Source organism: Aquiflexum gelatinilyticum (assembly GCF_024741135.1).
Classification (GTDB): Bacteria; Bacteroidota; Bacteroidia; order Cytophagales; family Cyclobacteriaceae; genus Cognataquiflexum; species Cognataquiflexum gelatinilyticum.
The window spans coordinates 114,191-124,333 of sequence record NZ_JANSUY010000021.1 but is presented as its reverse complement, the minus strand read 5'-3'; the positions used below and the strand labels follow the sequence as shown (position 1 = coordinate 124,333).

Below are 10,143 nucleotides of genomic sequence, written 5' to 3'. Positions count from 1 at the left end.
AAATTTTTTAGTAAAAGTCACCAACTATTTTTGACCACATTACCGTTTTAATCAAAACATAAAATTTATAACCCCTTCGAAAAGAAATTTACTTTGATAGAAACCAGAAAAGCCAATAAAGCAAAGACCAAAGTAAATCCATCCACTGTTTTGTCTTTGAAATTCAATCCAAAAAACCTTTGTAAGATATAGCTGATGTATGAATCAGGCAAATCTTGAATCCCTGATTTTCTGAGAACTTCCCAATGCCAGTCTGTAAGCAGACAATAACCCCAACCATACCAAATCCCAAGAAAAACCCATGAGGCCAAAGTAAGAGAAATAACAGCCAAGTGCCACTTTCGAAGTGGCTTCCAAATCCAAGCAAACAAATTGAAACAAATCAAAAATGTATGAAAGACTATGAAAAAATGGTCTGCCATTTTCAGTAATTCACCCGACATAGCTGAAATGATTTATTCACCGCTGCCAAATTTCAAAGTTGGAATGGCTTTGCTAAACAATGAATATAACCCACCTAATGCGCCGGCAATCCCCGTCACAAAAGTGGTAGCCTGGTCTAGGAAATTTTTATCAAAATAACTGATCATGGCAACTGTCAGAAGGATAAAGCTGAAAACTGCTATTTGGATTGTCCTCACGTTGCCATTCTTTTGCTCGTCTTTTTTAAATATCAGGATTTCTTCTTGGCTGACATGGCTGACGACAAAATGCCTAAAAGTTTTACTAAACAGTTTGGGCATTTCATATACTTCAGTCCTTACGAGAATCCCCTTTTGAAGCAATTCAATAATGACTTCTTTGTTGGAAAAATTGAAAAACCCCTCCATACTGAAATAGTAACAAACCTTCCTTTCATCAAAACTCAATTCCGACCAAATATTGGTATAGAATGCCTTGTTTGACCTTTGGTTTGTAAGAAGGATCGATTCAAGAACCGATTCATCATCGGAATCTTTAGGAGCAATTATCGGAATATATTCAAAATAAAAATTGCTGAATATTTGCGAAAAGCGGATTTGTTGGAACTTATCGACAAGCTTTTTATTCATTTCCTTCCATGAAATACCCGAACCCAATACCAAGATTTTATTTTGCTGTCTAGCTTCTTCCATGATGATGGGCAAAAGTCTGATCATCTCCTCACCAAGATCAATACAATGTAGGTTTTGGATAAGCCAAATTGATTTACCTTTCATTTTCTCTACCATTTCTCCTCCCCTATCAAGTGTAGGATTAAGGACGGCATCAATGACCCCAATGTCCGTAGGCTTTTTGTTGAATTTTTCCATCACCCATTTCTGGTTTAAGTCAGAGTCAAGCCCACAGATAAATACTTGCGATAAGTGCTTTTGGGAAGATCCTGTCCCCGATTCTATCAAGTCAAAATTAAAGTCTAAAAAATAAATCTTATTGGTCAGGCTCCTGATCAGCCAAACTGCAAGTACTATGAAAGTAAAAAAGACAATACTCACGAAAAGAAACAAAAATGGTTGGTGGGAAATGTTACGGTAGTAGGTACCCAAAAACCCAAATGAAGCCCTTTCATATTTTGCTTCGGGATCAGGCTGAACCTTCAACTTGTCCAAAGCTATAAAATCAGAAATAACAGGTTCATATTGTGTGGATAAACTTCCAAAAATAAGCCTCCTTGCCTCGTCATAAGAGTTCCAAAACCTATTTGGCTGAACTGAATCCCTGGTATCTTTTGTTGCTTCCCAATGATTTTTTTCATATTGGTATACCTTGGAAAATAAGACATAGCCAGGAATAAATCCAATGAGGAAAATCCACATTATAAAAAAGGCAACATAGAGGTTATGAAAGGGGGAATGAGTCCTTTGATCTTTGGGGAGTGTGTTATGATTTTCTTCGGAAGGCCTTTCCTCTTTTTGGTTTTCATTGTTTATCATTTTTCTGATATAAATAGAACCAACGAGGGTTAGCGCTACAAATATCAGGATAAACCAAAATGTGCCAGGACCTACCAAAAAAAACAAACCCCAGAAAGGAAATACCAGAATCAACGTAAGAGCAAGTATGTTACTGACCGCTTGCCGGTGGTTTGGTCCACCCCATACAGGACCCAGCCATATATACATCAACATTTTGGTATGAAGTGCGCCCAAAATAATGAGGACATACATGGCAAAAAAATGGAAATTGGGCTGGTTATAAAAATAAACCAAAAGGAATGAATAGACTACAAAAAACCCAATCATGACCATAAATTCAAAGGACTTTTTCTGTTTGGGAAACAGATAATAATAGGCAAACTTTTCCCACTGCTTGTATTTTGATTCCGGTTTGATCAGCTTATTGAAAAAAGAAATCAAAGCCAATATCGAAAGATAAACCAGAAGAAGAATCATAGTTTCAAAAGTGATCAAAGATGAAAAAACATGCTCCAAATGACCGTCTACCAAATAAATCATCCATAATGGCTGATCGTATTCATTACGTTTTTTGACAGGAACAAGGACCGCCTCATAGGCATGGCCATCGAGATAAAGCGGAATTTCCCAACTATGTTCCAATGCACTTTCATTGTCACTGTTTCCTTTCATGATGGAAGTGATTTCTTTCCATTTGGTCTCTGAAAGCATTTCTTTGAGGTTATCCACCGGTGCATCTATTTTTTGGCTTTTATGGATGACCAAGCCATCTTCCTTAAAAAGAATATACCTTCGAATGGAATCATAGGGGCTTTGGTATTTATCCCATGAAAAAGTAATTGCCTCAATCCGATTCTTTTTAAAGTCAAGCTTGCTGATCACAGACTCGATTATTGCACTGTCTAGCGAATAATGAGAGCCGATATAATTGACCTGGTCCTTGCCTTTTTCAAATTCTCCCGGAAAGGATTTCTTACCAAAAAAAAGAAAATATGCCCTTTGATTCAGGTTGATAAATGAAGGGTCATCAATCAATCCAAAGTTATTGATGTAAAGCCGGGACACGATACCGTCATTTTTGATCTCTATCAATTCATTGAATCCATCCCGATCAGAATCCCAAGATTCGATTGTACCTTTCCTTTCATTCAAATAGGATGAATACCCCTCTCTAACTTCAAGAACACTCCTTTCATGGATTTCTTCTTCGATGGGGTGGTGCTGTTTGAAAAAAGAAAACCCAAATCCCAACATTACCATTATACCAATCAGAGAAAGGCCCACATTATAAACCCTGAATTTGGTCAGCTTGTCTCCCTTCTGGAGGCCAAAAAGTGATATGATGGGAAGAGAAAAAAGCATCAAGGCTAGCAAAAACACCAAAATGGTAAGGTTAGTAAAGTCTACCCGACGGCCTATGGAGTCGTAATATGATTTTTTGATCACTCCCGCCAAAAAGAACCGCATATTTTCAATCACCACAGGAGTGAAATAAAGTAGATAAACCTCATCCTTATAGATTATTTCATGCTTGATGACAGGCAATCTAAATGGGTCAGCTTCAACTTTATCAAAAGCCGGGAGCATTTTTCCTACTTCGCTTTGGGGAAAAATCACCTTTCCTGAAGTGTCGGCCAAAAATATTTTTTCAAAAAACTGATGTCTGTCAATTTTTACAAAAAGGTTGTTTAATGGAAATGTAAATTCAGTATTCTTTATGCTGATATCAGGTACTTTGTTTCCATCTTCAACAAGTTCAATTTCTACAGCACCTTTAAATTGGCTTTTTCTCCCTTGCAGACTGAACAAAACCTTGTCCAAATTGGATTGAAAAGCATATTGGAAATGACCTTTCACCAGTTCAATATTCCTGATAGCCTGACCTTCAAGCTCTAATTTATTGGTATTTGACTGTTGAAAAAGTAGGAAGGCAATGACAACAATCGCCACCAAAAAGACTCCCCAAATTTTGAAGTTCTTAAAACCCATAAAAATTTTGATTAAAAATAGGATTGAATATACAAAATTTGTTGATAATCAAAAATATAATAACATCATTTCTTCGAAAAACTATATATACCCATCGATTATGGATCGCTTGCTAAATTTCCTTATGCCGGATTTGCTTGTCAGAAGAAAAGAAGATCTGTGATTTTCAATTATCAAAAAAATGGCAAAGCGCATCAAAATTCATCCATTTTTATTGACTGAAGTATCGCTTTGGGCAAAAATCTGTAAGAACTTACAAGTTGTCAGGAAAAAAAGATTTTGAATCCAGTGTTTTTTGCTTTTCTTTAAATATACAGGCATATTTATTGCTTATATTTGCAACTGGGAAAAGTTAAAAATCGAATAAAGAAAGTTATAAACACCAATTTCAATGAAAAAAAATCTTATCTATCTAGCGCTGTTTATTTTTTTATCAATGCCCTTGTTTGCCCAACAATCAGATTCAGTCAGTTCATCAAGCAATGGCAGTATCAGCAGTCAGTTTGATTTCCTGATGAAATCTTCCAATAATTATCAAGACTATAAGGTCATCAAAAAAACAAGCATTGAAAAATTCAAATCCAATGTCATCGATTCCCTGAATGTTTTCAAAAATCAATTGGTTACTGTCAACCAAAACCTGGGGGAACAGCAAGCTAAAATTGCAGGACTTGAGAAAGAAATTGCCGATACAAAAGTTCAACTCAGTACTGCAGAGGCGGCTAGAGACAATTTTGAATTTTTTGGAATGCCAATCTCCAAATCTGCATACAATAACCTCATGTGGACTATTGTCGCTGCTTTGACTGCCGCGTTTCTGTTTTTTTTATTCAAATACAGCCAAAGCCACAAGCTGATTTCAAAAGCACAAAAAGACCTTTCAGACACATTGGAGGAATTTGACCAACATCGAAAAAATACACTGGAGAGGGAGCGTAAACTCAAAAGAGAACTGGTGGATGCTATGAACGGAAAAATCAACTGATCCACTTAACCCAAAAAAAATCCCCCAGAAAAAATCTCTGCGGGATTTTTTGTTTCCAGATGGTTCTAAGTCAACAGAATTAATAACAATAGAATAATGATGATCGCCCCCACTGAAAGGTAAACACCACCTCCCATTTGCTTGGCTTCCACTTTCATATCCTTCAGTTCGTTTTTTACTTCTTTTCTTTCTTCCTTGCTCATTTCGGAGAAATCCATCGCTTTGATTTCTTCTACCCTCACTTCGATTTCGGAAAGTCTTTCTTTTTGCTCCGGTGACAATTCTTCCTTCACTTTTTTGTTGGAAGCGGCTGAGGCTTCCACCTCAAATGCAAAAACCATTACAAAAAAAGACAGTACATACATTAACTTTTTCATGTTGATTAGATTTTAATTGAGTCCTTAAGATAGTTTGAATATAGAATTATCCCTTCAAAATTCAATAATTAAGCCAAACTAGAATCAAGTAAAATGAATTTTAAGTGGCCATTCACCCGTTTTTTGGTTCCTAAGGTTTGATTATTATTTGTAATTTAGCCAATCTTTGAAACTCGGTTTTTCAGAATAACCTTATATATACCTCAACCCAATTGCCTCATGTCCCCAAAAGGAGATAAAAAACTTTTCTTGCTTGATGCCATGGCCTTGATATACAGGGCCCATTTTGCCTTCAGCAAAAACCCAAGAATCAATTCCAAAGGCCTAAATACCGGCATTATGCTCGGTTTTACCAATACCTTATTGGAGGTTTTGGAAAAAGAAAAACCTACCCACATCGCTGTGGCTTTTGATACCAAAGCACCCACCTTTAGACATGTACAGTTTGAGGCATACAAAGCCAACCGTCTCGAACAACCAGAGGATATTGAAGTGGGTATTCCATGGGTCAAGAAAATCGTGGAAGGATTCAATATCCCCATTTTGGAAATGGATGGTTTTGAAGCCGACGACATCATCGGCACCATTGCCAAAAAAGCAGAGCGGACAAGTTTTGTGGTATATATGATGACGCCGGACAAAGATTATGGACAGATTGTAGATGATCATATTTTCCTGTACAAACCGGCCTTTATGGGCAACGGAGTTGATATTATGGGTCCAAAGGAAGTCTGTGCCAAGTGGGACATCGAACATGTGGATCAGGTCAGGGATATTTTGGGACTGATGGGAGATGCTGTGGACAATATCCCCGGGATCCCCGGAATAGGTGAAAAAACTGCAGTAAAATTTTTAAAGGAATTTGGTTCCGTAGAGGGATTGCTTCAGAATACGGACAAACTCAAAGGGAAGCAAAAGGAAAATGTGGAGAACTTTGCCCAACAGGGATTGCTTTCCAAAGAACTCGCCACCATCAAAATCGATGTTCCTGTGTCCTTTGACGAAGTCGCCCTTCACTACGATGGACCAAATGAAGAAAAGTTAAAAGCCATCTTCTCCGAACTTGAATTCAGGACTTTGACACAAAGGGTATTTGGGGAAAAAATGAAAAAGGCTCCGGCAAAAATCAGTGAGCAGTTGGGATTATTCGGACCTGTGGATTCAGGAAAAACTGTTTCCCCAGCCATAGAAGAAGAAGAATTGACAGAAGAAGAAGTTCCTACTCCGGAAGTCCCTCAAGTCTATGACAGTATCCTCACTACGGCAAATGATTACCATAAAGTGGAGGGAGAAACAGCCATTAAGGAATTACTCTCTTATCTGGAGCTTCAGGATGAATTCTGTTTTGACAGCGAAACTACCTCACTCAATCCCAATGAGGCCGAATTGGTCGGACTTTCCTTTGCCTATGTTCCCGGTGAGGCATTTTACATTCCTTTCCCCTCAGATCAGGAAAAAGCAAGGAAACAACTTGAGCTTTTCCGGGGGATATTTGAAAATGAAAACATCACCAAAATAGGTCAGAATATCAAATATGACATGCTTGTGTTGAAAAACTACGGCATGGAAGTCAAAGGCAAACTCTACGATACGATGCTTGCCCATTACCTGATCGAACCTGAAGGAAAGCATTCCATGGATTGGCTTGCTCAACAATACCTGAGCTACAAGCCTGTATCCATCGAATCCCTTATCGGTAAAAAAGGTAAAAATCAAGGTACCATGAGGGATGTTGACGTGGATGAAGTTGTCGCTTATGCAGCAGAAGATGCTGACATTACGCTAAAACTGAAGCAAAAATTTGACCCTATCATCAAGGAGAATGGCCTTGAAAAATTGCTCCATGAAGTTGAAAACCCCCTCATTGAAGTCTTGACAGATATGGAATTTGAGGGAGTAAAAATAGATACTGCAAGTTTGGCTGAACTCTCAGTTCTTTTGGATGAAGAAAGTAAAGTCATCGAAAAAAGGGTTTATGAATTGGCCGGGGTTCGGTTCAACCTCGCTTCCCCAAAGCAGTTGGGTGAGGTACTTTTTGAAAAACTCAAACTCGATCCCAAAGCCAAAAAAACCAAAACCGGTCAATATGCCACGGGAGAGGAGATTTTGAGCAAGCTTGCCAACGAACATGAAATTGCGGAGGCAATCCTAGAATACCGTCAAATGGTGAAGCTGAAATCCACTTATGTGGATGCACTTCCGACCATGATCAATCCAAAAACAGGAAGGGTTCATACCACCTACAACCAATTTGTCGCCGCCACAGGAAGGCTTTCTTCCATCAATCCGAACCTTCAAAATATCCCTATCCGGACTGCAAGAGGCCGTGAAATCAGGAAGGCATTTGTGCCGAGAGATGAAAACCATGTGATCCTATCGGCCGATTATTCTCAGATCGAACTGCGCATCATGGCTGCGTTTTCCCAAGATGCATCCATGATCGAAGCTTTCAAACAGGGCAGGGACATTCATGCTACTACTGCTGCCAAGATTTTTAAAGTCCCTTTGGAAGAAGTGACTACTGACATGAGAAGAAAGGCAAAGACAGCCAACTTCGGGATCATTTATGGAATATCGGTGTTTGGCCTCTCCCAAAGACTGGCTATCCCGAGGTCAGAAGCCAAAGAAATCATAGATGCCTATTTCACAGAATTTCCTGCTGTAAAAGAGTATATGGACGGCGCGATCGAAAAGGCCAGGAAAAATGAATATGTAGAGACCATTCTTGGGCGTAGACGCTACCTCAGGGATATCAATTCCCGCAACATGACCATGCGTGGCTTTGCCGAGCGGAATGCCATCAATGCCCCGCTTCAGGGTTCGGCCGCCGACCTCATCAAAGTCGCGATGATCCATGTGTACAGATGGATGAAAAAAGAAAAACTCAAATCCAAGATGATCCTTCAGGTGCATGATGAATTGGTTTTTGATGCCCACAAGGACGAGGTGGAATTGCTGCAAAAAGAAATCCCCAAACTCATGTGTAATGCCGTCAAAATCGATGTTCCACTTGAGGTCGAGACAGGAATAGGAAAAGATTGGCTGCAAGCTCACTAAAAAGACACAAGATATGAGACATGAGATTTGAGATAGTTTCTACGAAGGAATAGAAGCAATCTTATAAATTAGAAATCCCTAATCTTGAAGAAATCCACACAAAACTCAAAACCAAAAATTTCAATTTCTTTTACACCAAATCTTCAATTCACGAGAAATCTGTCTCTTGTCTCACATCTTGCGTCTCACATCTTAAATAATGGCTAAAACAAAAACCACCTTCTTCTGTCAAAACTGTGGCGCACAAAGCCCCAAATGGATCGGGAAATGTCCCGCTTGTGGGGAATGGAATACCTATGTAGAAGAAGTCATTCAAAAGGAAGAAGCAGGCAAGGGAAATTGGAAAGCTTTAGGAACAAGGGAAAAAAGGGCCTCCACACCAAAGCGCCTGTCGGAAATCAACTTTGAAGAGATGCCGAGGACGGTGACCCATGATGCCGAATTGGACAGGGTCTTGGGCGGAGGAATCGTGCCAGGTTCGTTGGTGTTGATTGGGGGTGAACCTGGTATCGGGAAGTCCACGTTGATGTTGCAGATTGCACTTTCATTGCCAAAAGTAAAAGTACTTTACGTCTCGGGAGAGGAAAGCGAGGCCCAGATCAAGATGCGTGCAGAGCGGATGGCTTTCAAATCGGATAATTGCTACGTTCTTTCTGAGACGAACACGCAGCAGATTTTTCAACAGATAGAAATACTTCAGCCTGATTTATTGATCATCGATTCGATCCAGACATTGCATAGTCAATATGTGGAATCGGCTGCAGGTTCAGTTTCTCAAGTCCGCGAATGCACAGCTGAGTTGATGAAATTTGCTAAAGAAACAGGCGTGCCGGTCTTTCTGATCGGCCACATTACCAAAGACGGTTCTATCGCAGGCCCCAAGGTCCTCGAGCATATGGTGGATACCGTGCTTCAATTTGAAGGAGACAGACACCTCTCCTACCGGATTCTAAGGACTTCCAAAAACAGGTTTGGCTCCACCAATGAGCTTGGAATTTATGAAATGCGTGCCGAAGGCTTGCGACAGGTAGCCAATCCATCAGAGATTTTGCTGACGCAAAGGGAAGAGGTTCTCAACGGTGTCGCCATCGGTGCCATGCTCGAAGGGAACCGCCCCCTTTTGATAGAAATCCAATCTTTGGTCAGCCCTGCCACCTATGGTACGCCACAGCGGAGCAGTACAGGTTTTGATGCAAAGCGGTTGAATATGCTTTTGGCAGTCCTGGAAAAAAGAGGGGGAATGCGCTTGGGTCAGCAGGATGTTTTCCTGAATGTCGCCGGCGGGATGCGAGTTGACGACCCTGCCTTGGACCTTGCGGTGTGTGCTTCTCTGGTTTCTTCTTATGAAGACAATCCTGTTCCGGAGGACATCTGTTTTGCAGGGGAAGTGGGATTGGGAGGAGAAATCCGGGCTGTCAACAGGGTTGAAAACCGTATTGCAGAAGCTGAGAAATTGGGTTTCAAGCGGATTATGGTTTCCAAATATGCCATCAAGGGTTTGGATGTAGACAAGTACAAGATTCGGGTTATTGCTGTCAGCAAACTTGAAGAAATGTATCAGAGGCTGGTGGGGAATTCGAATTAAAAATGATGAATTTAGAATGCTAAATGGACGCTGTGACCACTGTGCCATGCCCTCGGTGGTAGATAATTGCGGCTATCCCTTCAGCCCTGAAAGGGCGAGATTTGACTAAGAGATTATTCCGCCCCTTCAGGGCTCATGAGGATCTAATCTGAATTTAAGGATGGGCTGCACCCATCCCTTTGGTATCTCGCCCTTTCAGGGCTTGAACCGAGAAAAAACAAAAACGCTGTGATCTCTGTGCCCGTGTCCTAGTTG

Annotated in this window: 6 protein-coding genes; 3 read left to right on the top strand and 3 right to left on the bottom strand. The window is 40.3% G+C overall.

From position 1 onward, the window contains the following. Positions 1-65 precede the first annotated feature (65 nt). Complete coding sequence (locus NU887_RS18300) at positions 66-443, bottom strand: DUF2784 domain-containing protein (protein ID WP_258424833.1); 378 nt, start codon at positions 441-443, stop codon at positions 66-68. A 12-nt stretch (positions 444-455) separates the two neighbouring features. Then, entirely contained in the window at positions 456-3,884 is a 3,429-nt protein-coding gene (locus NU887_RS18295; protein ID WP_258424832.1) for a hypothetical protein, read from the bottom strand. A gap of 391 nt (positions 3,885-4,275) precedes the next feature. Here NU887_RS18295 and NU887_RS18290 point away from each other — a divergent pair, with 391 nt between their 5' ends. Continuing rightward, a complete protein-coding gene (locus NU887_RS18290; protein ID WP_258424831.1) occupies positions 4,276-4,869 on the top strand; it encodes a hypothetical protein in 594 nt (197 codons plus the stop codon). A 65-nt stretch (positions 4,870-4,934) separates the two neighbouring features. Here the strand turns inward: NU887_RS18290 and NU887_RS18285 are convergent, their stop codons facing one another. Continuing rightward, positions 4,935-5,246 carry a hypothetical protein gene (locus NU887_RS18285; RefSeq protein WP_258424830.1) on the bottom strand — a complete coding sequence of 104 codons (312 nt, stop codon included), beginning with the start codon at positions 5,244-5,246 and terminating at the stop codon, positions 4,935-4,937. A 219-nt stretch (positions 5,247-5,465) separates the two neighbouring features. Between NU887_RS18285 and polA the strand changes: the two genes are divergently transcribed. Then, positions 5,466-8,303: a DNA polymerase I gene (polA, locus tag NU887_RS18280; protein ID WP_258424829.1), complete on the top strand. Its 2,838-nt coding sequence runs from the start codon at positions 5,466-5,468 to the stop codon at positions 8,301-8,303. A gap of 199 nt (positions 8,304-8,502) precedes the next feature. Beyond that, positions 8,503-9,888, top strand: coding sequence for a DNA repair protein RadA (gene radA, locus NU887_RS18275; protein WP_258424828.1), 1,386 nt, complete (start codon positions 8,503-8,505; stop codon positions 9,886-9,888). Positions 9,889-10,143 lie beyond the last annotated feature (255 nt).

Bases quoted from the DNA above. Each gene is read 5' to 3' on its own strand.
- NU887_RS18300 (WP_258424833.1), bottom strand. From the start codon at position 443: ATGTCGGGTGAATTACTGAAAATGGCAGACCATTTTTTCATAGTCTTT.
- NU887_RS18295 (WP_258424832.1), bottom strand. From the start codon at position 3,884: ATGGGTTTTAAGAACTTCAAAATTTGGGGAGTCTTTTTGGTGGCGATT.
- NU887_RS18290 (WP_258424831.1), top strand. From the start codon at position 4,276: ATGAAAAAAAATCTTATCTATCTAGCGCTGTTTATTTTTTTATCAATG.
- NU887_RS18285 (WP_258424830.1), bottom strand. From the start codon at position 5,246: ATGAAAAAGTTAATGTATGTACTGTCTTTTTTTGTAATGGTTTTTGCA.
- polA (WP_258424829.1), top strand. From the start codon at position 5,466: ATGTCCCCAAAAGGAGATAAAAAACTTTTCTTGCTTGATGCCATGGCC.
- radA (WP_258424828.1), top strand. From the start codon at position 8,503: ATGGCTAAAACAAAAACCACCTTCTTCTGTCAAAACTGTGGCGCACAA.